This is a genomic window from Geodermatophilus sp. SYSU D00703 (assembly GCF_054050155.1).
Window position 1 is genome coordinate 71,981 of the sequence record NZ_JBJGYU010000005.1, and the last position, 20,845, is coordinate 92,825.

Here is a 20,845-nt window from a genome sequence, read left to right on the forward strand (position 1 = left end):
CCGCTCCTGGGTGAGCTCGCGAGCTCGCTCACGTGTCCTCCTCGCTGACGCTCGTCGGGCGCGTGCCCAGTGGTTCTCGATTACTGGGTGAGCTCGCAAGCTCGCTCACGTGGCAGGACTCCGGGGCGTCGGGGACAGAGCTCGAACCAGCACCAACCGCACCGGCCCGGGGGAGATTCCCGACACCAGTGTCCGCCATGGGCTCATCGCGGCGGCTGTGACCCCGCTCGCACCGCGGCCAGGAGCCGGTCGGTGAGCTCCGGGCGACAGACCAGCAGGTCGGGGAGGTAGGGGTCGGGCCCGTTGTAGCGCAGCGGCGAGCCGTCCAGCCGGACGGCGGTCAGCCCCGCCGCGAGGGCGACGGCGACCGGCGCGGCCGAGTCCCACTGGTACATCCCGCCGGCGTGCACGTAGGCGTCCACCTCGCCGCGCACGACGGCGGTGACCTTGTACCCGGCCGACCCCATCGGCACGACCTCGGCGTCGAGGGCGGCCGCGGCGGTGCCGGCCTCCGCGGGCGGGCGCGTGCGGCTCACCGCGATCCGCAGCCGGCCGTCCCCGGGACCGGGCGGGGCCGGTGCCGGCGCGGTGACCAGGAGCTCGTCCACGCCCGGCAGCGCCACCGCGGCCGCCGCCAGGTCGCCGTCCGCCCACAGGGCGACGTGCACCGCCCAGTCCGGCCGGCCCTCGCCGTACTCCCGGGTCCCGTCGAGGGGGTCGACGATCCACACCCGGTCCGCCGACAGCCGCCGGCGGTCGTCGACCGCCTCCTCGCTGAAGACGACGTCGTCCGGGCGCTGGTCGGCGAGCAGGCCGGTGATCGCGACCTGGGCCGCGGCGTCACCGGCGTTCCCGAGCTCGCGGCCGGACAGCCGCCCCTCCCCGCGCAGCTCCAGCAGGACCGCCGCCGCGGCACGGGCGGCGGCCGCCGCCACCTCGACGTCGCTCATGCCCGGTCCGCCAGCGCCGTCGCGTCCGTGGGCCGTCCGGGCGGCGCGTGCCGGCCCGAGGCGTCGGTGATCGCACCGAAGTAGTCGGCGTGCCGCTCCTCACGGGGCATGACGAAGACCCCGGCGGCCTCCACCAGCACCCGGTCGGGGGCCTCGGCCGTCGCGATGGTCCCGGTCACGACGCACTTGCGACCGGCCGCCTCCACCACGCGGGCACGCAGGACCAGGGGCGTCGACAGCGGCACCGGCCGCCGGTAGTCGACCTCCAGCCGCACGGTCATCCCCCACAGGCCCGCGGCGATGGCCGCGGAGCCGAGCAGCTGGTCCATCAGCAGGCTGCTCATCCCGCCGTGCACGTAGCCGGGTGGCCCCTCGTAGGCCATGCCGAGCGTCGCCTCGGCCACGACGCCGTCCTCGGTGCGGCGGATGGTCAGCGGCGGGGCCAGCGCGCTGCCGACACCGCTCACCGGGTTGTAGACGCGCCGGAAGACCAGCGGGTCGTCGAGCGCCGGCAGCTGCGTCGGCGGGCGCCGGGAGACCGCCAGGCGGGCGGCCGTGGCCCGGGCCTCGGCGGCCGCGGCGCGCAGGTCCGCGACGGGCACCGTCGTGCACACCGAGGCGTCCACCAGCTCCCGCAGCGCACCGCCGAGCTCGCTCACCGCCGCCATCAGGTCCGCGTCGTAGGGCGGGCCGCCCGTGTCGGAGTCCACGGGCGGACGGTAACGAGCCCCTACTGCGGCGCGGGCCCCGGGGCGTCCCCGCCCGGCGCGCTGTGCGGTCCGCCCGGCCCCGAGCGCGGCAACCGCACGGTGAACACCGCCCCGCGGCCCGGAGCGGTGTCCAGGTGGACCGTCCCGCCGTGGGCGGCCACGAGCGCGGAGACGATCGCCAGCCCGAGACCGGTGCCGCCCGCCGTCCGCGCCCGCGAGGGATCGGCGCGGTAGAACCGCTCGAACACCCGCGCGGCGTCCTCGGGGGCCATGCCCGGGCCCTCGTCCGCCACGCGGAGGACGACGACCCCGCCGTCCTCGCCGTCCGCCGCCTCGTCGGAGAGGCTGAGGGTCACCGGCGCGGTCGGCGGCGTGTGCACCAGCGCATTGGTGAGCAGGTTGCCCACCACCTGGCGCAGCCGCGCCTCGTCGCCGAGGACGACGGGCAGCTCGCTGAGCCCCTCGTCGAGGTGCAGGGTGATCGGCCGGTCCGGCTGGACGGCGCGGGCGTCGTGCACCGCGTCCCCGGCCACCTCGGCCAGGTCGACCGGCGCGATCGACAGCGGGCGCTGCTGGTCGAGCCGGGCCAGCTGCAGCAGGTCCTCCACCAGGACCCCCATCCGGGCGCCCTCGGACTCGATCCGCTGCATCAGCCGCGCGGTCTCCTCGGGCGTGCCCACCGCCCCCTGCCGGTACAGCTCGGCGAACCCGCGGATGGAGGTGAGCGGGGTGCGCAGCTCGTGGCTGGCATCGGCGACGAAGCGTCGCATCCGGCCCTCCGAGGCGCGGGCCTGCTCCTCGGAGGCCTGCTGGGCGCGGAAGGCCCGCTCGATCCGGCTGAGCATGCCGTTGAGCGCGGTGGTCAGCCGGCCGACCTCGGTCCGCTCGTCGCCCTCCGGGACGCGCTGCGAGAGGTCCCCGGCGGCGATCGCCCGCGCCGTCCCCTCCACCTCGGCGAGCGGCCGCAGGCTGTTGCGGACCAGCAGGTAGCCGGCCGTCCCGAGCAGCACCAGTACGACGAGCCCGACGACGACCTGGATCCGGACCAGGCGGCCGATCACCCGCTCGTCGCCGGCGAGGTCGGTGCCGACCAGGGCGGTCCACCCGTCGGGGAGGTCGACGGCGGTGATGCGCCAGGCCGTGTTGTCGTCCTCGGCGGGCACGGTGAAGGTGCGCGGCTCCCCGGGGCCGTCGTCCTCGTGGTCGTCGTGCTCGTGGTCGATCTTGTGGGACAGGACGTCGAGGTCGGGCCGCCGTCCCGGGTCGTTGACCGGGCCGAGCACGAGGACGAGGTGGTCCTCGTCCGGCGCCAGGCAGCCCAGGTAGTCCGGCGAGGGGTAGCCGGGACCCCCCTCGGTGCACTGGTCGAGCACCCGCCAGGGGTCGCGGGCGACGCTCTCGGCGCTCAGGCGCAGCTGGGCGTCCTGCTGCCCGGTGAGGTAGCCGCGCAGCAGCGACGTCGCGGCCAGTCCGGTGGCCGCCAGGGCCACCGTGACCAGCGCGACGAGGAGGGCGACGAGGGTGATCCGCAGCGGGAAGCGCGGCGTTGGGGCACGCCCGCCGCGGGCACGGGCCTCGGGTTGTCCGCTCACGTACCGCGGGGGAGCCGCAGCGTGTACCCCACGCCCCGGATGGTGTGCAGCAGCCGCGGCTCGGTCGTGTCGACCTTGCGCCGCAGGTAGGAGATGTAGGACTCCACCACGTTGGCCTCACCGTTGAAGTCGTAGTTCCAGACGTGGTCCAGGATCTGCGCCTTCGACAGCACGCGCCCGGCGTTGGCCATGAGGTAGCGCAGCAGCTTGAACTCCGTCGGCGACAGGCTGACCACCTGGCCGGCCTTGATCACCTCGTGCGACTCCTCGTCGAGCTCGATGTCGGCGAAGGACAGTCGCGGCGCCTCCACGGCGCGCTGCTGGCCGGTGCTGCGGCGCAGCACCGCCCGGATCCGGGCGAGGACCTCGTCCAGGCTGAACGGCTTGGTCACGTAGTCGTCGCCGCCGAGGGTGAGGCCGGAGACCTTGTCCTCGTTGGCGTCGCGGGCGGTGAGGAAGAGGACGGGGGTGTGGCGGCCGCTCTCCCGCAGCCGACGCACGACGCCGAAGCCGTCCAGCCCCGGCATCATGACGTCGAGCACGAGCAGGTCGGGGCGGAAGGACGCCGCCATCGCCAGGGCCTGCTGCCCGTCGGCGGCGGTGGCCACCTCGAACCCGGCGTAGCGGAGGCTGGCGGACAGCAGCTCGCGGATGTTGGGCTCGTCGTCCACCACCAGGAGGCGCGCCTCGGGTGCCGAGCTCCTACCGGTGCCGCTCACAGCACCTCCCGTCGAACGTGCAGCCGTCGTCATGGTCCCCAGGGTGGCAGCGGGGGCTTGGCCCCCCCTGGGCGGTACCTGTGAGGTGTCTGGACGCCGGTCAGGTGGCGGGTGACATGGCGCGCCCCCGCCGCCAGTACCCGATCGCGTGGTGCTGGGCGCGGCCGAGTCCCCACCGCCCGCGCAGGTCGGCCCGGACGGTCCGGACGACGCCGGACTCGGCCGCCACCCACGCGAAGACCTCGTCGCCCTCCGGCCGGTCCATCGCGGCGACCGCGTCGGCGAGCACCGTGCTCTCCCCGGGCGGCGTGCCGCCGCGGTGCAGCCAGCGCACGTCCACGCCGTCCGGCGCGGGCAGCGGCTGCTCCTCCGCGGCGTCGGCGACCTCGACCAGCGCGACCCCGCGGGTCGCCGGTGACGCCTCGGCGAGGATCCGGGTGATCGCCGGCAGGGCGGTCTCGTCCCCCACCAGCAGCAGCCACCCGGCCGGGCGCTCGCCCAGCGGCCCGCCCCCGGCGACGGCGATCGACGCCCCGGGGACCGCGGCCGCCGCCCACGCGGCGGCCGGGCCGTCACCGTGCAGCACGAAGTCGATCTCGACCTCCCCGCGCTCGAGGTCCTGCCGGCGGGCGGTGTAGCTGCGCAGGCTCACCCCGTGCGACCCGGCGGGCCAGACGATCCGGCCGTCCCGGGCGACGGCCGGCCAGCGCAGCGCGGGGTCGCCGACGCGGGGTACCAGCAGCGAGATGGTCGGTCCGGCGGCGGCCACCGCCGCCGGCGTCCCCGACAGCACCACCCGGCGCACCGAGGGGGTGACGTCCGTGACCGACACGACGGTGAGGACGTCGACGGGCCGGGTCGGGTCGGGTGCGGTCGGAGCGGGGGTGCTGGTGGACACGGGGGTGCTGGTGGACACGGGGCTGCTGGTGGACACGGGGCTGCTGGTGGACACGGGGCTGCTGGGAGACATGACGGACCCAGCCTAGAACGGGCCGACCCGGCCGACCCCGGGGGAATGGAGTCGACCGGGCCGGCGATCGAGGACGGCCCACGTCACCGTGGGTAGTCGCTCCACCTCGCTCCAACTGCACCGATGGAGGAGCGTCTCCCGTCGGCGACAACGCTACGTGACTACCCGGCGTTTGCCACTGCTCGCACGGGTGATGCGAGGTTCCGAACGGGTGATGTGTGCCCCCGGGGCGTGGGGGGCAGGGGCAGGGGACAGCGTCGAGCGCCGGGAGTCACAGATGGCAGACGAGTTCAGCAAGGGCGACCACGTCACCTGGAACAGCCACGGCAGCACGGCCGAGGGCACCGTCAAGCGCAAGATCACCAAGGAGACCGAGGCGTCTGGGCGCAAGGTGAAGGCCAGTCCGGAGGAGCCGCAGTACGAGGTCGAGAGCGACAAGAGCGGAAAGACGGCGGTGCACAAGCCCGGCGCACTGCACGAGAAGTGACCGGACCAGGAGGAGGGCGACCGTGAGCGAGACCGGGGACCAGTTCGCCGGAGTGTCGGAACGCAACACCAAGCACAGCCCGCGGCTCGACGAGGAGCTCGAGCACGAGACCCAGGGGATGCTCCGGGCCGAGCGGGCGACCCGCGCCGAGGAGTGGCGCGAGGTCGAGCCGGTCGCGGAGGGCGACCCCGATCTGACCGCCGACCCGCAGGGCACGCTCGTCGGGGGCACGCCGGTCGGCATGGACGCCGATGCCGTCGTCCGCCGCGCCGAGCTCGCCCGCTGGCTGGACCGCGCGGACTTCCCGAGCGACGGCCCGGCGCTGGTCGAGGCGGCCCTCGACCACCGGGCGCCCGACGCGGTCGTCGACGAGCTGCGACGGCTGCCCGAGGGGCAGACCTACGAGCGGATCGGCGACGTCGTCCGGGCCCTCGGCTACCCGACCGAGACCTGACCGGGGACGGTCAGGAGCCGGTCGCCCCCGGCTCCTGACCGTCCCCGACAGCCCGCTCGGCGGCCTCGCGCTCCTCGTCCTCGGCGACCTCGTCGGCGCCGCGCCGCCGGAACAACCGTGACCCGGGGAAGCCCTTCACCACGTGCCGCAGGTCCTGCATGGTGTCGAGCAGGTCGTGGACGTCGGTGCCCACGTTCCCCAGGGACGCCACGACCGGCAGGATGTCCTCGTCCAGGTGCCGCATGAGCTGCGGCAGCCGGTCGATGAAGGTCACGACCGCCTCGACCTCCGCCGGGTCGATGCTGGCCGCCAGCCGCCGCACCGCCGGCGCGAGCGCCAGCAGCGGCTCCTCGAAGGTGGTCATCAACGGGTCGACCCGCCCGATCAGGCCGTCGGCGCCGGTGACCGCGCAGTCCGCCCGGGCGATGGTGCTGCCCACCGCGACGACGGCGTCGTCGGCCCGCCGCTGGGTGCCCTCCACCGCCGTGATCGCCGCATCGGCTCGTCGCTGGGTCGCGCCGACGGCGGTGATGGCGTCGTCGGCCTTCTGCTGGGTCGCGCCGACGGCGGTGATGGCGTCGTCGGCCTTCTGCTGGGTCGCGCCGACGGCGGTGATGGCGTCGTCGGCCCGCCGCTGGGTGCCCTCCACCGCCGTGATCGCCGCATCGGCTCGTCGCTGGGTCGCGCCCACGGCGGTGATGGCGTCGTCGGCCCGGCTGCGGGTCGCGCCGACCACGCTGATGAGCTGGTCGGCCCGGCTGCGGGTCGCGTCCACCGCGGTGACCTCGCCATCGACCCGGTCGAGCAGTCCCTCGACGCGGTCCACCACCCCGCTCACCCGGTCCAGCAGGGTCTCGACCCGGCCCACGATCGTCCCGAGCCTGGGGACCAGGGCCAGCGCCTCGGTGAGACCGTCGCGGAGCCCCTCCACGGCGGAGATCACCTCGGACGGTCCAGGGACGAACGGCAGCCTCACCCGGTGGACGCTACGGCCGCGGGTGGGGGACCGCGCGGCGATCTCCGCGCGTCGGCGGGGACGGCGGCGATCCGCCCGTATCGTGGACAGTTGCCGCGACCGGGCGCGGGCAGTGCCGCCTGCGCCCGTGCGGAGACGCGGCCGGCCAGGGCGACACCTCGATGATGGGAAGTCTGCACACGTGGGGGACAAGCGGACGCGCGACGACGCGGGGGACGGTCGGACGTCCGGGCGTTTCCTCGGCCGGCGCCGTCCGGCCGAGGAGTCACCGTCCGCCCCCGCCGGGCCGGCGCCCGAGCCGATCACCGTCGAGCAGCTGATCGCCCGGCAGGGCGGGGGAGTCGGTCGCCGGCGCGCCGCCCGCACCGGCGAGATCCCGTTGCCGCTGATCGTAGGCGAGCAGACGCCGCCGCACCGGCGCGGCCTCCCGCCGGTTCCGGCCGACGAGCCGCGCTCGCCGCGCGACGAGGCGCCTCCCTCCGGCAGCGAGTCCCCCGCTGCCCCGCGCATCGCCGACGAGACCCCGCCTCCCCGGCGCGGGCTGCCACCGGTGCCGGGCGCCCCCGCCGGTCCCGACCCCGCCGGGCAGTCCGGTGGAGCGCCCGCCGCCGAGCCGGCGCAGGAGGACGGGGCGCCCCGCAGTGGCCTGCCCCCGGTGCCGCCGTCCCCCGTGCGGGCCTCCACGCCGCTGTTCCCGCCGCTGGGCGACCAGCCGCCCGGCCACCGGCCGTCCCGGCCGATCGCCCCCCTGCCGCCGATCCCGGGCCGCGACGTCCCCCTGGCGGGGGCGACCCGGCTGGCTCCCCCGAGTCCGCGCGAGCGCCGGGCGGCCCGGCGCGCGTCCCGCAGCCCGGGCCGGCGCCGGCTCATCCGGGCGGCGCTCGGCCTGCTGGTCGTCGTGGGCGTCGTCGTCGGCTACCACCTGGGCCTGTACTTCTACGTCGACCAGAGCATCCAGCGGGTCGCCGCGCTGGCGCCCGAGGGCCCCGAGGTGCTCGCTCCCGGCCTGCAGGAGGGCGCGGTCACCTACCTGGTCACCGGCACGGGCCTCCCCGGCGCCGAGGGCCCGGCCGCCGTCGCCACCCTGCTCGTGCACGTGACCGCCGACGAACAGCGCGCGGTCCTGCTCAGCGTCCCGCCGACCGCCCTGGTCGACACCCCGGCCTGCGTCGGCACCGACGGCGAGCTGCGCGAGCCGACCAGCGAGGCCTTCGCCGTCTCCCTGCTCGACGGTGGGCCCGCCTGCACGGTCCGCGTCGTGCAGCAGCTGACCGGGCTCCGGGTCGACCACTACCTCGGCGTGGACCTCGGCCGCCTCCCCGGCATGGTCGACGCCCTGGGCGGGGTCGGCGTGTGCCTCCCCACCGTGTCCGACGCCGTGGCCGCCGCGGCCGGCCCGCTCGCGGCCGGCAGCAGCGAGCTGTCCGGGGAGCAGGCCACCGGCTTCCTCACGCCCGGGGACGCCGGTTCCGACGTCACCGGGGCCGCGGTGGCCGAGCGGGCGCAGCTGCTGCTCACCGCCACCCTGCGGACGGCGATGACCTGGAGCACCCTCGGCGACCCCCTCACCCTCACGCGGTTCCTCACCCGCGCGTCCGACGCCCTGACCGTCGACGAGGGGACGACCCTCGGCGACCTGCGCACGCTGGCCGGCACGCTGGGCGACCTCCCCGACGACGCGGTGCAGCGCACTGGCCTGCCGGTGTCCCAGGTCGGCTACGTGCCGGCCGGTACCGACCAGGCCGGCGTGGTGCTCGACGCCGGGGTCACCCGCTCGCTGTTCGACGAGGTCATCGAGGAGGGCCGGCTGCCGGAGGAGGTCGTCGCCCAGCAGGCGGCGGACGACGCCGCTGAGGCCGCGCCCGCCGCCGAGGCCGCCCCGTCCGCGACGCCCACCGCCGAGGCCGAGCAGCCGGCCGCCGCCCCCCCGCCCCAGCCGCTGACGGTGGCGCCCGCCGGCATCACCGTCGACGTGCTCAACGGCACCGGCACCAGCGGGCTGGCCGCCACGGTCGCCGACCAGCTGCGGACCCAGGGCTTCGGCGTCGGCCAGGTCGGCAACGAGCCGGGTACGGTCAACGAGACGCTCGTCCGGTTCGGTCCGGGCGCCGGGGAGCAGGCGCGCACCGTCGCGGCCGCCGTCCCGGGGTCGGTCCTGCAGGCGAGCGACACGATCGGCGACCGCGTGCAGCTGGTGCTCGGTCCCGACCTCGCCGACGTCGTCCCCGTCGAGGTCCCGGCCCAGCCGCAGCCTGAGACGGCCGCCGAGCAGCCGGCCGGCGACACCCTCGCCGCGCCCGCCACCGAACCCGCCGCGAGCGAGGCCCCCGTCTCCTGCTGAGACAGCGAGAGGGGGCTGTGTGATCAGTCGTCCCACCGGACGACAACGCGAGAGGGGGCCACCGCGTCAAACGCGGCGACCCCCTCTGTCAGCGCAGGCAGCTCACCCGAAGCGGCCGGAGATGTAGTCCTCGGTGGCCCTCTGGTCGGGGTTGCTGAAGATCTTCTCGGTCGGGTTGAACTCGATGAGGCGTCCGGGCTGACCCACGCCGTTGAGGTTGAAGAAGCCGGTGGACTCGCTGACCCGCGCCGCCTGCTGCATGTTGTGGGTGACGATGACGATGGTGAAACGCTCCTTGAGCTCCGTCATCAGGTCCTCGATCGCGAGGGTCGAGATCGGGTCCAGGGCCGAGCAGGGCTCGTCCATGAGCAGCACCTCGGGCTCGACGGCGATCGCGCGGGCGATGCACAGCCGCTGCTGCTGACCACCTGACAGGCTCGACCCGGGCCGGTCGAGGCGGTCCTTCACCTCGTTCCAGAGGTTCGCGCCGCGAAGTGAACGCTCGACGACCTCGTCGGCCTCGGACTTCTTCATCCGCTTGTTGTTCAGCCGGTTGCCGGCGAGGACGTTCTCGTAGATCGACATCGTCGGGAACGGGTTGGGCCGCTGGAAGACCATGCCGATCTGCCGGCGGACGTCGACCGGGTCGACGTCGGCGCCGTAGAGGTCCTGGCCGTCCATGACGACCTTGCCCTCGACCCGGGCACCGGGGAGGACCTCGTGCATCCGGTTGAGCGAGCGCAGGAAGGTCGACTTCCCACAGCCCGAGGGCCCGATCAGCGCGGTGATGCTCCGCGGCTCGATGGCGACGTTGACGCCCTCGACGGCCAGGAAGTTGCCGTAGTAGATGTTGAGGTCGGAGACCTCGATGCGCTTGGCCACGTGCGTGTCCTCCGTGTCAGTCGGTCAACGACCGGTCTTGGGAGCGAAGAAGCGGCTGATCAGGCGGGCGACGACGTTGAGCGCCATGACCAGGATGATGAGGACCAGCGCCGCCGTCCAGGCCCGGTCGAGGAACGCCTGGGTGGCGGTCCCGGGCTGCGTCAGCTGGTAGTAGGCGAACACCGGCAGCGTCGCCATGCGTCCGTCGAACGGGTTGAGGTTGGTGCCGGTGATGAGGCCCACGGTCACCAGCAGTGGCGCGGTCTCCCCGACGACACGGGCGACCGCCAGGGTGACGCCGGTGCCCAGGCCGGCGATCGCGGTCGGCAGGACGACCTTGACGATCGTGCGCCACTTCGGGACGCCGAGCGCGTAGCTGGCCTCCCGCAGCTCGTTCGGGACGAGCTTGAGGACCTCTTCGCAGGAACGGACGACGACCGGGATCATCAGCACGGAGAGCGCCACGGCGCCCATCACGCCGAGCCGGACGTCGTTGCCGAACAGCAGGGTGAACAGGGCGAAGGCGAACAGCCCGGCCACGATCGACGGGATGCCGGTCATGACGTCGACGAAGAAGGTGATGGCCCGCTTCAACCGCCCGGAGCCGTACTCGACCAGGTAGACGGCGGTCATCAGCCCGATCGGCACGGAGATCACCGTCGCCAGCAGCGTGATGACCAGCGTGCCGAGGATGGCGTGGTAGGCGCCGCCGCCCTCGCCGACCACCCGGAACATCGAGTTGGTGAAGAAGGTGCTGTCGAAGCGCGCCAGGCCGTTGTCGAGCACGGTGTAGACCAGCGACACCAGCGGGACCATCGCGACCGCGAACGCGGTGGTCACCAGCGACGTCACCAGGCGGTCGGTGGCCTTGCGGCGGCCCTCGACGAGGCGGGAGGCGAGGAAGACCGCCAGCGTGCCGAGCACGACCCCGTAGACGACGGTGGAGGTGACGCTGAAGCCGGTCAGGGCGGACACCGCGGCCCCGAGGGCGATGCCGGCGACGTAGAGCCCGACCGGGGCGAAGCGGGGCAGCCGGCGCTCGACGCGGACGGGCCCCCGCGCGGTGGTCCGCGGAGCGGTCTGGGTGTCGGTGCTCATCAGTTGGCTCCGGAGAAGTCGGCACGCCGGTTGACGATCCAGCGGGCGAGCATGTTGACCGCGAGCGTGATGACGAACAGCACCAGGCCACTGGCGATCAGCGTGTTGATCCCCAGGCCGGTGGCCTCGGGGAACCGCAGGGCGATGTTCGACGCGATCGTCGAGGGGTTGGAGTTGCTGATCAGGTTCAGCGTGGCGCCGGCACCGCCCGAGAGCACGATCGCGACCGCCATCGTCTCGCCCAGGGCGCGGCCCAGCCCCAGCATCGCCCCGCCGATGACGCCGGACTTGCCGTAGGGGAGGACCGCCATCCGGATCATCTCCCACCGGGTCGCACCGAGCGCCAGCGCCGCCTCGCGGTGCAGCGCCGGCGCCTGGCTGAACACCTCACGGGAGATGGCCGAGATGATCGGCAGGATCATCACCGCGAGGACCAGGCCGACGGTGAACATCGTGCGGCCGCTCGTGGAGGCCGGGCCGGCGAAGAAGGGGAGGAAGCCGAGGGAGTCTGCCGCCCACACGTGGAAGGGCACGAGGGCCGGCGCCAGGACCGCCAGGCCCCAGAAGCCGTAGACGACGCTGGGGATGGCGGCCAGCAGGTCGATGACGTAGCCCATGCCGGCCGCGAGGCGCCGGGGGGCGTAGTACGTGGTGTAGAGGGCGATCGCGACGGCGAGGGGCGTGGCGACCAGCAGGGCGAGCACCGCGCCGAGCAGGGTGCCGAGGACGAGGGGGGCGACGTAGCTGCCCAGCCCGTCGCCGCCGGGGATGTCCTCGGCCGGAGCGGTGAGTGCGGGGACCGCCTCGCTGATGAGGAAGGCGGCCACGCCGGCGAGGACCAGCAGGATGAAGATGCCGGAGCCCTTGGCGCTGCCGGCGAAGAGGCGGTCGCCCGGCCGGCGGACGGCCCGCTGCGGCGTGGGCTCGGACGGGGCCTTCGTGGCGCTCACCGTTGCTCCGTGGGATCGATCAGGTGGGTGTGGGGAGCCCGTTCCCGGGCGGCGTGGTGGCCCGGGGCGTCGTCCGACGCCGACCGGGCCACCACGGTGAGGGGATGTCAGCCGGCGTTGATGGCCTCGACCGCGCCCTGCGCCTGCTCGCGCAGCGTGTCGGAGATCGGGGCGTTGCCGGCGTTGTCGGCGGCGGCCTGCTGCCCGTCCTCGCTGATCACGTACTCCATGAAGGCCCTGACGTTGGCCGCCGCCTCCTGGTCGTCGTAGGCCACGCAGCCGATGTGGTAGCTGACCAGCACGATCGGGTACTCGCCCGAGCCCTCGGTCTGCCGGTTGACCTCGATGGCGAAGTCGTACTGGCCGCGGCCCTCGACGGCCGGGGAGTTCTCGACGACGGCCGACGCCGCCTCGGCCGACGGGGCGACGAACTCGCTCCCGACGCCGACGTTGACCACGCCCAGATCGCCGGCCCGGCTGGCATCCGCGTACGTGATCGCGCCGGCGGTGCTCTCGACGACGCCCACGACACCGGAGGTGCCGTTGGCGGCCTCGCCGCCCTGCAGCGGCCACACGCCGTCGGGCTCGGAGGTCCAGACGTCACCGGCGGTCTGGAACAGGTAGTCGGTGAAGTTCTCGGTGGTGCCCGAGTCGTCGGCGCGGTGGACCGGGGTGATGGCCTGGTCGGGCAGCGTGGCGTCCGGGTTGTCCGCGGCGATCGCCGGGTCGTTCCAGGTGGTGATCTGGCCGCTGAAGATGCGGGCGATCGTGGCCGGCTGCAGGTTCAGCTCGTCGACACCCTCGAGGTTGTAGATGACCGCGATCGGCGAGACGTAGTTCGGCAGCTCGAAGACCTCCCCGCCGGCGCAGCGCTCCTGGGCCTGGGCGAGCTCCTCGTCGTCCAGGGCGGCGTCGGAGCCGGCGAAGTCCGTGGCGCCGGCCAGGAACTGCTCGCGGCCACCGCCCGAGCCGACCGGGTCGTACGAGAAGTTCACGTCCGGGTACTCGCCCTGGAAGCCGGCCTGCCAGGCCTCCATCGCCGCCTGCTGGCTGCTCGCGCCGGCGCCGACGAGGTCGCCGCTCAGCTCGGCGGCGCCGGTCGGGGCGCTGCCACCTCCCGAGGCGTCCTGCTCGTTGGCGGCACCACACGCGGCGAGCGCGAGGGTGCCGGCCAGCGCCGCGGTGAGAGCGACGGCGCGCGACCTGGTGCTGAGCTTCAACGCAGTGCCTTTCGACTGGTGTGCCCGGACCTCGATGCCGGGCAGCGGAGGACCAACGAAGGCGAAGTTAGGTAGCCGAGGTGGACGCATCCGGGTCCCTCGGTGAACGACCGGTGAACGGCGGCGGAGCGTTTCCCGACCGGGTGAGAACCAGGTCACGGCGAGCAGGTGAACGAGGCCGTGGCCTCCTTGCGGACGTGATCGTCCGGTACTAGACGGCCCGCCGCCACGAGACGTCGACGGCGTGCCGGGTGAAGCCGCTGCGCTCGTAGAGCGTCACCGCGGCGGTGTTGTCCTCCTCGACGTAGAGGAGGACCTGCGCCAGGCCCCGGGCGCGCAGGTGCGCCAGGCCGAGGCCGGTCAGGGCGCGGCCGAGGCCCATGCCCTGGGCGTCGGGGTCGATGCCGAGGACGTAGACCTCGCCCACCGCCTCCGGCCCCTCGTCGCCGGGCGGGTGCACCTTGGTCCAGTGCGAGCCGAGCAGCGTGCCGCCGTCGTCGGGCTCGCCCCGCCACGCCAGGAAGAAGCCGGCCGGGTCGAACCACGGCTCGGCCTCACGGAGCAGCAGGTCGGTCTCGGTCCAGCTGCCCTGCTCGGGGTGGGTGGCGAAGGCGCGGGCGTTGACGCGCAGCCAGGCCTGCTCGTCCCGGCCGGGCCGGAAGGGCCGCACCGTCACGCCCTCGGGGAGCCGGCGGGCCGGATGGGGGTCGACCTCCGCCAGGTCGCGGCGCATCTGCAGCAGCACGCGCGCCCGCGTGTACCCGCGCTCGGCGGCCAGTTGCGCCGACCCGGGCAGGTCGCCGTGCGCCCACACCCGCAGCGGCCGGTCGCCGGCGAGCTGCTCGAGCCGGGTCAGCAGGGTGCGGCCGACCCCCTGTCGGCGGGCGGCCGGCGCGACGACCAGCTCGGCCTCGGCGTCCCCGGTGCCGTCGCCGCCCTCGAGCCGGGCGTAGCCGGTCAGCGTGCCGTCCGGTGCCTCGACCAGCACGTCGCGCCCGCCGTCCGGACCGCCGTGCTGCAGCCGCAGTTCCGCCTCCTCCGAGAGCGGGCGGACGCCGTCGGCCGCCGCCGCGGCGCGCAGCAGCCCGAGGACCGCGGAGACGTCCGCGGGCGTCAGGCGCGCGACGTCCCGGACCGAGGGGGTGGAGGACAGGGGGACCTCAGACCAGCTCGGCGTCGGAGGTGGTCCCGGTCTCGGCGCGGGCGGCCGCGGCGGTCGCGTCGGCGACCTGCTGGTCGAGCTTGTAGCCGACGTTGCGGACGGTGCCGATCAGCGCCTCGTGCTCGGTGCCGAGCTTGGCCCGCAGCCGGCGCACGTGGACGTCGACGGTGCGGGTGCCGCCGAAGTAGTCGTAGCCCCAGATCTCCTGCAGGAGCTGCGCGCGGGAGAAGACCCGGCCGGGGTGCTGGGCCAGGTACTTGAGCAGCTCGAACTCCTTGTAGGTGAGGTCGAGCGGGCGGCCGCGCAGCTTGGCCGAGTAGCTGTGCTCGTCGATGACCAGTTCGCCGGCGGTCGTCACGCCACTGTCCCCGCCGTCGACCGGCGTGGCGGCGGCCATGCGCCGCGCGGTGGCCCACTTCAGCCGCGCGTCGACCTCGGCGGGGCCGGCGGTGTCGAGCAGGACGTCGTCGATGCCCCAGTCGGCCGAGAGCGCGACCAGGCCGCCCTCGGAGAGCACCGCGACCAGCGCGGAGGCGACGCCGGTGGAGGACAGCAGCCCGCACAGCGTGCGGGCGCCGATCAGGTCGTGGCGGGCGTCGACGAGGACGACGTCACCGGAGTCGCCGTCGAGCAGGCTGGACAGCTCGGGCGCCACCACGCGGACCTGGTGACCCAGCAGTCCGAGAGCCGGCAGCACCTCGGTCGTGGCCTGGCGCGCAGAGGTCATGAGCACGAGTCGCATGTCGTCTCCTCAGGGGAGCCGGGGACGACGACGTCGTCCGGGGGCCCACGACGGCACTGTCGCGAGACAGCAGGATAGCCGACGTGTTGCCGAAGCCCTCCGTCGTGTCCGATCTGCAACGAGTGACCGTGCACACGGACGACGGGGTCCGACTGTCGGGTGTCGTCGTCCCCGCCGCGCTGCCGGAGCCGGTGCCGCCGGGGGCGCGGGCGCTGACCTTCGTCGTCGCGCACGGCTTCACGAACTCGGTGTCGCGGCCGCACTTCCTGCGGCTGGCCGGCTGGCTGCGCCGCTTCGGCGAGGTCCGCGGGCTGGACTTCCGCGGGCACGGGTGCTCCGAGGGCGGGTCCGGGGTCGGGGGTGAGGCGGAGCTGCGGGACCTCGACGCCGCCGTCGCCGCGGCGAGGCACGACGGCGCCGACGCCGTCGTGACCGTGGGGATGTCCATGGGCGGCGGCGTGGCGCTGCGCCAGGCGGCTCTCGGCCGGCACCGGCCGGACGCGGTGGTCGCCGTGAGCGCGGTGAGCCGCTGGTACGTGCGCGACACCGCGCCCATGCGGCGTGTGCACTGGCTGCTGGAGACCACGGCCGGACGGCGGATCGGCAGCCGGGTGGTGCGGCTGCGGCTGGACACGCCATGGGTCACCCCGCCGCAGGCGCCGCTGGAGGTGGTGGGCCGGATCGCGCCCACGCCGCTGCTGCTCGTGCACGGCGACCGGGACAGCTACTTTCCGCTGGAGCACTTCCGCGCCCTGGCGCGGGCGGCGGGCCCGGCGGCCACCGCGTGGGTGGTCCCGGGGTTCGGACACGCCGAGAGCGGGGTCACCGGACCGCTCGTCGAGCGGATCGGCCGCTGGGCGTCTGCGACGATCAACCCGTGACCGCGGCCGCACTGGGGACAGGGGCGTCGACCCGTGGACGCCACCTGCCGGCGGCCGCCCTGGCGGCCCTGGCCACCGCGCTGCTCGTGGTGCCCACCGAGGTCGCGGGCGAGCCCGGTCGCGTGGCCGCGGTCGCCGCCCTGCAGGTGGCCCTCGTGGCGGCGTGGGTGCCGGCCACGGGCATCCCCGGGCGGGTGGGTGCGCCGCTGCTCGGGCTGGCGGCGGCCGCCGGCGCCGACGTGCTGCTCGTCGTCCCGGAGCGGCCGGAGCTCGGGTCGCTGCTGGCGGTCCCGGGGCTGGGCTTCCTCGCGGCCGTGCTGCACCAGATGTTCCGCCCGGCGCCGCGCCGGGACGTCGTCGGCTCGCTGGCCGGCGTCGTCCTGCTCGTGTGCGCGGTCTCCGCCCTGGCGGTGCTGCTGCTCCTGGCCGGCGACGGGGACGACGGCGCGGCCGCGACGACGGCCCTGCTGGTGGTCGGCGCGACGCTGGTCGTCGGGCACCTGGTCGACGTGCTGCTGCCCCGCCCCCGGGTCGCCGCCGGCGTGCCCCGCGGCGTGCCCGGCCTGGTGCTGTCGGTGCTCGCCGGCGCGGCCGTGGCGCTGGTCCGGCACGGCTCGACGGATCTGTTCCAGGTGCTCGCCGTCCTCACCTTCGGCCTCGGGCTCGGCGGCGTCGCCGCGCTGGTCGGGCTGGCCGCGCAGTACGTGACGGCGGAAGGGCCGCGGCGGGCGTGGGCGGCGCTGCTGCTCCAGGTGGTGCTGCCGTTCGCGGCCTGCGCGCCGGTCGCGTTCTCGCTGGTCCTCCAGGACGCGTTCTGATGCGCGCCCTGCTCGTCGTCCTCCTGCTGCTGGTGGGGCTGGCCGTCGTCGCGGACCGGGTGGGCGTCGGGATCGCCGAGGACCGGGTCGGGCAGGCCATCGCCGAGCGCGGGCAACTCGCCGGGCAGCCGGAGGTCGAGATCGGCGGGTTCCCGTTCCTCACCCAGGCGGTGCAGGGCGACTACGAGGACGTGCGCATCTCGCTGACCGCGGCCGACCTGGCGCAGCCGGAGGGCACGCGGGCCGACGTCTCGCTGCTCGGCGTGCACGTCCCGCTGTCCGACGTGCTGTCCGGGTCCGTGCAGGAGGTCCCCGTCGACCGGATCGACGGGACGGCGACGCTGTCCTACGCGTTGCTGTCCGAGCAGCTCGGCTCGGGCACTACGCTCACCCGCGAGGGCGAGGGGCTGCGCGTCGAGCGGACGGTGGAGGTGGCCGGCCTCACCGTGCCGCTGACCGCCGTGGGCACGGTGAGCCTCGACGGGAACGACCTCGTCGTCGACGTCGCGGAGGCCTCCGGTGCGGGCGTCGACCTGCCGGCCTCCGTCGTGGACGAGGCCGGCGACCTGCTGGACCTGCGCTACCCCGTCCCGGCGCTCCCGTTCGGTCTGCAGCTGACCGGCGTCACCCCCGGCGACGACGGCGTCGTGGTCACGGTCGAGGCGACCGACACCGTGCTGCGGGGCTGACGCCGGGGCGGCCGGGCTGACGCCGGGAACAGCCGTCGATCCGGTCGGGTTGCCCGGGGAGTGGGTGCGGCGACGGTCCTCGAGGAGCTGGGTGTGCGTCCCGGCGACGCCGACCTGACCGTCGTGCAGTTCTCCACGGCGTTCTGCGCGCCGTGCCGGGCCACGCGTGCCCGGCTGAGGCAGCTGGCCGCGACCCGGCCGGGGTTGTCGGTCGTGGACGTCGACGCGGAGCGGCACCTCGAGGCCGTCCGTGCGCTCGACGTCCGTCGGACCCCGACCCTGCTGTTCCTCGACCGCGGCGGCCGCCTGGTCGGGCGCACCGACGCGGCACCGCGGGCCAGGGAGCTGACCACCCTGGTGGACGGGCACCTCGGTGCACGGCCCGGTGCCCAGGACGGGCGGGAGGTGTGATCCGTTACCCTCGCGCTGTGGGCTTCCTGCTGACCTCGCGCCGCACGGTGGACCTGTGCCGCGTCGGCAGTTGCCTGTGTCCGGTCCGCTGAGGGCCGCTCCGGCACGTCCCCACCTGCCCCGACCGACACGGGGTGACCCGGCCGCTCGCCCGGCCCGCGCGGCTCCGCCCGGCAGCGGCCCGCTCTCTCAGCACAGCTGAACCGCCCGGCGGGTCGTACCGGCCCGCTCCGTCCGACCCCCGCACCCACCACAGGGAGGAACACCCCCCATGAGTCGCAGCGACGTGCTCGTCTCCGCCGACTGGGCCCAGGAGCACCTCGGCCAGTCCGGCTTCGTCTTCGTCGAGGTCGACGAGGACACCAGCGCCTACGACAAGGGCCACATCGAGGGCGCGGTCAAGCTGGACTGGAAGAAGGACCTCCAGGACCCGCTGCGCCGTGACTTCGTCAGCAAGGAGCAGTTCGAGCAGCTGCTCTCCGAGCGTGGCATCAGCAACGACGACACCGTCGTCCTGTACGGCGGCAACAACAACTGGTTCGCCGCGTACGCCTACTGGTACTTCAAGCTCTACGGCCACCAGGACGTCAAGCTGATCGACGGCGGCCGCAAGAAGTGGGAGCTCGATAGCCGCCCGCTGTCGACCGACGCGGTCTCGCGGCCGGCCACGCAGTACCAGGCGCAGGAGCCCGACACCTCCATCCGCGCGTTCCGCGACGAGGTCGTGGCCGCGATCGGCCAGAAGAACCTGGTCGACGTCCGCTCGCCCGACGAGTTCACCGGCAAGCTGGTCGCCCCGGCCCACCTCCCGCAGGAGGGCGCGCAGCGTCCGGGCCACATCCCGAGCGCGGTGAACGTGCCGTGGAGCAAGGCGGCCAACGAGGACGGCACCTTCAAGAGCGACGACGAGCTGGCCAAGCTCTACGCCGACGCCGGCCTCGACACCTCCAAGGACACCATCGCCTACTGCCGGATCGGCGAGCGCTCGAGCCACACCTGGTTCGTGCTGCGTGAGCTGCTCGGCCACCAGAACGTCAAGAACTACGACGGCTCCTGGACCGAGTACGGCTCCCTCGTCGGCGTCCCGATCGAGAAGGGGGCCTGAGCATGTGCGGCGCTCCCAAGCAGGGCGGTGCCCTGGCGGGCGTGGACCTGACGACCCAGACGGTCATCCAGGGCTCGGTGTGGCACGACGGCTCCCCGGTCGCGGGCGCCTACGTGCGACTGCTCGACTCCACCGACGAGTTCACCGCCGAGGTCGTCACCAGCCCCGAGGGCGAGTTCCGGTTCTTCGCCGCTCCCGGCGACTGGAAGCTCCGCTCCCTCGCGCCGGTCGGCAAGGGTGAGCGCGTGCTCACCGCGGACGTGGGCCTGAACGAGACCACGGTCGCGATCGGCTGAGGACAGCCTCCACGGCGCCCGTCCCGGCACCTGCCGGGGCGGGCGCTGTCGCGTTCCCGGACAACCGGAGCTCACCGCCGCTGCGCGGCGTGCCGCCCCGGTGGCTGGTGGACGGCGGCGTCGCGCCTCGCGACGTCCGGGATGTCGGGCTCGCCCGACGCCGCTGTCCAGGTGCTGTCAGCTCTCGAGGTGGAACGGCGCCGGTCAGAACGGTGGCGGGTCGTCGTCGGGCGGCAGCGGCTGTGGCTGAGGCTCATCGGCCGGCCGTGGTCCCGGTACCGGTGGCCGGAGGCGGGGGGGGCGGGTGGTGCGGGTGATCCCGGACGGGGTGGTCACGTGCAGGCCACGGTCGTCGGTCATGGCGAAGTGCCAGCCTCGGGCGAAGGTCTTCAGCCAGTGGTGACTCAGCCGGTGGTGACTGCGGCAGAGACAGCACAGGTGCGGTCGTGGTGACTGTTGCTGCTCCTCGGCACGAAGGCGGCCGTGACAGAACGGGCGCAGGAGCAGCCGCCGTCGGGAGCGTCCTCCCGTCGTCGCAAGGCACCGCGTCGCCCTCCTGGGGGCGAAGACGAGGACGACGCCCCCATCCGCCTCGGGTCGGCCGCGACGCGCGCGACCGCCAGCGGCCGGGTGCCGACCGTCATCCGCCGTGCAGGCCGATGAGCGCGGCGAGTTCGTCCATCGCCCGGTCGAAGTAGCGGTCGGCGTCCTGCACCGAGCCGACGAAGTGCCCGAACAGCTCGAAGCTGATCGTCCCGTAGAGCGAGCTCCAGGCGAGCAGTGCCCGCAGTCGGACGGTGTCGTCGAGAGCCGGGTGCTCGCCGCCGAGCACCGTGACCGCGTCGTCGCTGATCAGGGCCGGGTCCCGTCCGACCCCCACGGCCGGAGGCAGCGCGCCTCTGCGGGCGGCGTCCTCCAGGACCCGGCCCAGGACGACGCCGACGCGGCTGGCCGCGGGCACGGTGTCGCGCGGCGCCGCGTAGCCGGGGACCGGCGAGCCGTAGAGCAGCGCGTACTCGTGCGGGTGGGCCCGCGCCCACTGCCGGACCGCGCGGCAGACGGCCAGCCACCGCTCCCCAGGGGCGGCGCCCGGGTCGTCCGCGGCCTCCGCGGCAGCCCCGAGGGCGTCGTAGCCGTCGATGATCAGCCGGGTCAGCAGGTCGTCCCGGCTGGGGAAGTAGCGGTACAGCGCCGACGAGGCCATGCCGAGCTCCCGCGCCACGGCCCGCAGCGAGAGCGCGGCAGCCCCCACCTCGGCCAGCTGCCGGCGCGCGGCGTCGGTGATCTCTGCGGTCAGCTCGGCGCGGACACGCTCGCGGGCGGTGGGCGGCACGTCGGCCATCCTGTCAGGTGGAGATCATCGCACGCAATCGAGAGCGCTGCTCTTGACGG

22 protein-coding genes are annotated in these 20,845 nt (G+C 74.6%); 9 read left to right on the plus strand and 13 right to left on the minus strand.

Annotated features, from left to right (window positions below; translation table 11 throughout):
- Positions 1 to 203: 203 nt before the first annotated feature.
- From ACI782_RS08130 to ACI782_RS08150, 5 genes are all read right to left on the minus strand, one after another.
- The gene (locus ACI782_RS08130; protein WP_456907918.1) at positions 204 to 950 is read right to left on the minus strand and encodes an inositol monophosphatase family protein; all 747 of its coding nucleotides are present in this window, start codon (positions 948 to 950) and stop codon (positions 204 to 206) included.
- Positions 947 to 1,660, minus strand: a complete 714-nt coding sequence (locus ACI782_RS08135) for a PaaI family thioesterase (RefSeq protein WP_456907920.1) — start codon at positions 1,658 to 1,660, stop codon at positions 947 to 949. The genes ACI782_RS08130 and ACI782_RS08135 overlap by 4 nt, the downstream gene beginning before the upstream one ends.
- A gap of 20 nt (positions 1,661 to 1,680) precedes the next feature.
- Positions 1,681 to 3,252, minus strand: a complete 1,572-nt coding sequence (locus tag ACI782_RS08140; protein ID WP_456907922.1) for a sensor histidine kinase — start codon at positions 3,250 to 3,252, stop codon at positions 1,681 to 1,683.
- The gene (locus ACI782_RS08145) at positions 3,249 to 3,971 is read right to left on the minus strand and encodes a response regulator transcription factor (protein ID WP_456907924.1); all 723 of its coding nucleotides are present in this window, start codon (positions 3,969 to 3,971) and stop codon (positions 3,249 to 3,251) included. The genes ACI782_RS08140 and ACI782_RS08145 overlap by 4 nt, the downstream gene beginning before the upstream one ends.
- Before the next feature lie 100 nt (positions 3,972 to 4,071).
- On the minus strand, positions 4,072 to 4,941 hold the full coding sequence (locus ACI782_RS08150; RefSeq protein WP_456907926.1) for a siderophore-interacting protein: 870 nt from the start codon (positions 4,939 to 4,941) through the stop codon (positions 4,072 to 4,074).
- Positions 4,942 to 5,218: 277 nt separating this feature from the next.
- Between ACI782_RS08150 and ACI782_RS08155 the strand changes: the two genes are divergently transcribed.
- Together ACI782_RS08155 and ACI782_RS08160 are read left to right on the plus strand one after the other, a co-directional pair.
- Positions 5,219 to 5,428, plus strand: coding sequence for a DUF2945 domain-containing protein (locus tag ACI782_RS08155; RefSeq protein ID WP_456907928.1), 210 nt, complete (start codon positions 5,219 to 5,221; stop codon positions 5,426 to 5,428).
- Positions 5,429 to 5,450: 22 nt separating this feature from the next.
- Positions 5,451 to 5,882, plus strand: coding sequence for a DUF2795 domain-containing protein (locus tag ACI782_RS08160; protein WP_456907930.1), 432 nt, complete (start codon positions 5,451 to 5,453; stop codon positions 5,880 to 5,882).
- 10 nt (positions 5,883 to 5,892) lie between these two features.
- Here ACI782_RS08160 and ACI782_RS08165 read toward each other — a convergent pair whose 3' ends face one another.
- Entirely contained in the window at positions 5,893 to 6,858 is a 966-nt protein-coding gene (locus tag ACI782_RS08165; RefSeq protein ID WP_456907932.1) for a hypothetical protein, read from the minus strand.
- Positions 6,859 to 7,039: 181 nt separating this feature from the next.
- Between ACI782_RS08165 and ACI782_RS08170 the strand changes: the two genes are divergently transcribed.
- Complete coding sequence (locus tag ACI782_RS08170) at positions 7,040 to 9,199, plus strand: LytR C-terminal domain-containing protein (RefSeq protein WP_456907934.1); 2,160 nt, start codon at positions 7,040 to 7,042, stop codon at positions 9,197 to 9,199.
- Between the two features lie 102 nt (positions 9,200 to 9,301).
- On the opposite strand, the gene pstB is transcribed toward ACI782_RS08170, so the two are convergent.
- The 6 genes from pstB to ACI782_RS08200 all read right to left on the minus strand — a co-directional run bounded on the left by pstB (position 9,302) and on the right by ACI782_RS08200 (position 15,253).
- A complete protein-coding gene (gene pstB / locus ACI782_RS08175) occupies positions 9,302 to 10,081 on the minus strand; it encodes a phosphate ABC transporter ATP-binding protein PstB (RefSeq protein ID WP_456907936.1) in 780 nt (259 codons plus the stop codon).
- Positions 10,082 to 10,105: 24 nt separating this feature from the next.
- Complete coding sequence (pstA, locus tag ACI782_RS08180; RefSeq protein ID WP_456907938.1) at positions 10,106 to 11,179, minus strand: phosphate ABC transporter permease PstA; 1,074 nt, start codon at positions 11,177 to 11,179, stop codon at positions 10,106 to 10,108.
- Positions 11,179 to 12,129: a phosphate ABC transporter permease subunit PstC gene (pstC, locus tag ACI782_RS08185; RefSeq protein WP_456907939.1), complete on the minus strand. Its 951-nt coding sequence runs from the start codon at positions 12,127 to 12,129 to the stop codon at positions 11,179 to 11,181. The genes pstA and pstC overlap by 1 nt, the downstream gene beginning before the upstream one ends.
- 107 nt (positions 12,130 to 12,236) lie before the next feature.
- On the minus strand, positions 12,237 to 13,349 hold the full coding sequence (gene pstS, locus ACI782_RS08190; protein ID WP_456907941.1) for a phosphate ABC transporter substrate-binding protein PstS: 1,113 nt from the start codon (positions 13,347 to 13,349) through the stop codon (positions 12,237 to 12,239).
- 211 nt (positions 13,350 to 13,560) lie between these two features.
- A complete protein-coding gene (gene mshD, locus ACI782_RS08195) occupies positions 13,561 to 14,502 on the minus strand; it encodes a mycothiol synthase (RefSeq protein ID WP_456908182.1) in 942 nt (313 codons plus the stop codon).
- Positions 14,503 to 14,509: 7 nt separating this feature from the next.
- Complete coding sequence (locus ACI782_RS08200) at positions 14,510 to 15,253, minus strand: winged helix-turn-helix transcriptional regulator (protein ID WP_456907943.1); 744 nt, start codon at positions 15,251 to 15,253, stop codon at positions 14,510 to 14,512.
- Between the two features lie 128 nt (positions 15,254 to 15,381).
- Here ACI782_RS08200 and ACI782_RS08205 point away from each other — a divergent pair, with 128 nt between their 5' ends.
- The 6 genes from ACI782_RS08205 (at position 15,382) to ACI782_RS08230 (ending at position 19,453) form a co-directional block, all read left to right on the plus strand.
- A complete protein-coding gene (locus tag ACI782_RS08205; protein ID WP_456907945.1) occupies positions 15,382 to 16,134 on the plus strand; it encodes an alpha/beta hydrolase in 753 nt (250 codons plus the stop codon).
- The gene (locus ACI782_RS08210; protein ID WP_456907947.1) at positions 16,131 to 16,952 is read left to right on the plus strand and encodes a hypothetical protein; all 822 of its coding nucleotides are present in this window, start codon (positions 16,131 to 16,133) and stop codon (positions 16,950 to 16,952) included. The genes ACI782_RS08205 and ACI782_RS08210 overlap by 4 nt, the downstream gene beginning before the upstream one ends.
- Positions 16,952 to 17,641, plus strand: coding sequence for an LmeA family phospholipid-binding protein (locus ACI782_RS08215; protein ID WP_456907949.1), 690 nt, complete (start codon positions 16,952 to 16,954; stop codon positions 17,639 to 17,641). Before ACI782_RS08210 ends, ACI782_RS08215 begins: the two co-directional genes overlap by 1 nt.
- 93 nt (positions 17,642 to 17,734) lie before the next feature.
- Positions 17,735 to 18,052: a thioredoxin family protein gene (locus tag ACI782_RS08220; protein WP_456907951.1), complete on the plus strand. Its 318-nt coding sequence runs from the start codon at positions 17,735 to 17,737 to the stop codon at positions 18,050 to 18,052.
- A 271-nt stretch (positions 18,053 to 18,323) separates the two neighbouring features.
- Positions 18,324 to 19,157, plus strand: coding sequence for a sulfurtransferase (locus ACI782_RS08225; RefSeq protein WP_456907953.1), 834 nt, complete (start codon positions 18,324 to 18,326; stop codon positions 19,155 to 19,157).
- Positions 19,158 to 19,159: 2 nt separating this feature from the next.
- Positions 19,160 to 19,453, plus strand: coding sequence for a DUF1416 domain-containing protein (locus tag ACI782_RS08230; protein ID WP_456907955.1), 294 nt, complete (start codon positions 19,160 to 19,162; stop codon positions 19,451 to 19,453).
- Positions 19,454 to 20,093: 640 nt separating this feature from the next.
- Here ACI782_RS08230 and ACI782_RS08235 read toward each other — a convergent pair.
- Positions 20,094 to 20,786 (minus strand): TetR/AcrR family transcriptional regulator, encoded by a 693-nt coding sequence (locus ACI782_RS08235; protein ID WP_456907957.1) that lies wholly within the window; start codon positions 20,784 to 20,786, stop codon positions 20,094 to 20,096.
- Positions 20,787 to 20,845 lie beyond the last annotated feature (59 nt).

Bases quoted from the DNA above. Each gene is read 5' to 3' on its own strand.
- ACI782_RS08225 (WP_456907953.1), top strand. From the start codon at position 18,324: ATGAGTCGCAGCGACGTGCTCGTCTCCGCCGACTGGGCCCAGGAGCAC.
- ACI782_RS08130 (WP_456907918.1), bottom strand. From the start codon at position 950: ATGAGCGACGTCGAGGTGGCGGCGGCCGCCGCCCGTGCCGCGGCGGCG.
- ACI782_RS08200 (WP_456907943.1), bottom strand. From the start codon at position 15,253: ATGCGACTCGTGCTCATGACCTCTGCGCGCCAGGCCACGACCGAGGTG.
- ACI782_RS08215 (WP_456907949.1), top strand. From the start codon at position 16,952: ATGCGCGCCCTGCTCGTCGTCCTCCTGCTGCTGGTGGGGCTGGCCGTC.
- ACI782_RS08230 (WP_456907955.1), top strand. From the start codon at position 19,160: ATGTGCGGCGCTCCCAAGCAGGGCGGTGCCCTGGCGGGCGTGGACCTG.
- ACI782_RS08155 (WP_456907928.1), top strand. From the start codon at position 5,219: ATGGCAGACGAGTTCAGCAAGGGCGACCACGTCACCTGGAACAGCCAC.
- pstA (WP_456907938.1), bottom strand. From the start codon at position 11,179: ATGAGCACCGACACCCAGACCGCTCCGCGGACCACCGCGCGGGGGCCC.
- ACI782_RS08150 (WP_456907926.1), bottom strand. From the start codon at position 4,941: ATGTCTCCCAGCAGCCCCGTGTCCACCAGCAGCCCCGTGTCCACCAGC.